The organism is Candidatus Symbiopectobacterium sp. NZEC127 (assembly GCF_025962675.1).
Taxonomy (GTDB): domain Bacteria; phylum Pseudomonadota; class Gammaproteobacteria; order Enterobacterales; family Enterobacteriaceae; genus Symbiopectobacterium.
This window is the reverse complement of sequence record NZ_JAGFPG010000020.1, coordinates 1-947: the sequence shown is the minus strand read 5'-3', so window position 1 is coordinate 947 and position 947 is coordinate 1. Positions and strand designations below refer to the sequence as shown.

Annotated in this window: 1 protein-coding gene and 1 pseudogene; both read right to left on the bottom strand. The window is 48.9% G+C overall.

The annotated features are described in order from the left end of the window. The coding region (locus J5069_RS23670) for an HlyD family secretion protein (protein WP_264646106.1) at positions 1-571 on the bottom strand (571 nt) is incomplete at its 3' end. A 4-nt stretch (positions 572-575) separates the two neighbouring features. Beyond that, positions 576-947, bottom strand: a pseudogene (locus J5069_RS23665) (hypothetical protein); the annotation flags it as partial.

Genomic DNA, 947 nt, shown 5'->3' with positions numbered 1-947 from the left:
CGGTAGTGACGCCTTTCAGGAGCAACTGCTGATAAAAAGCCATCCGTTTTTTCAGGCTGGCATTGCGTTCTAATTCTGCAGCGACTGCAGTCCGAATCGCTGCAATTTCATGTTCTTTGGTGTCGATTCTTTCACGTAAACGTTGACGTTCTCCGTCCCCCTCTATACGCCGTTCCACCACGCGTTTTTGCAACTCGGTTATTTGACGCTGAGCTGCGTCCTGCACTGCTTGATTCATCCCACCTCCGACGTATGTTACATCGCGCGAAAGCGTCGCAATGATGTCCCCTTTTTTTACTCTTTCCCCCTGGCTTACCCCTATACTGCCTATTACCCCATCTTGATTAAACACCGCCTCAGCAGCGGCAGGTGTATAGATCACTCGACCGTTTACTGGGACCCTCTGTGCATAGGGGGTAAATAAAAGGAGGACTGCCACCAGCAAAACGCCAACAGAGCACCACAGAGCTGTCGGTAACACTGATGGCGCTGATACAGTGAAATCACCCAACCACGCGTTATTTTTATACTCTAGCGCCTCGGGGCGAAAAACAGAGTGATCGTTGTTCATCGTACTAACGACTGATATGGAGCATGCGTTCAGGCATATCGATGATCACCTTGTGACCCCGCATAAATTTCATGCCCAGCAGCCCATCAAAATCCACTTCCGGGGGCGTTTTCCCATTGGTTACGATAGCCAAATCATCACGAAACTTTCCTGCATCATCTGTAAAAATGATTTTTGATACCCTGCAATCTAAGTTGGATGCTTCAGGCTCAATAACACGGCAACCAGAAAAAAGGGTGCCTGCAGGTAAGCGGTCGGAAAACAGGAGAGAGTGGCTGGCACCCGTATCGACAATCAAACGCAAAGGTGTGTTGCGCACAGCTGCTGTAATACGTAATCCAGACGCTGTTTTCTCTATTGGATAAGATGACCAGTT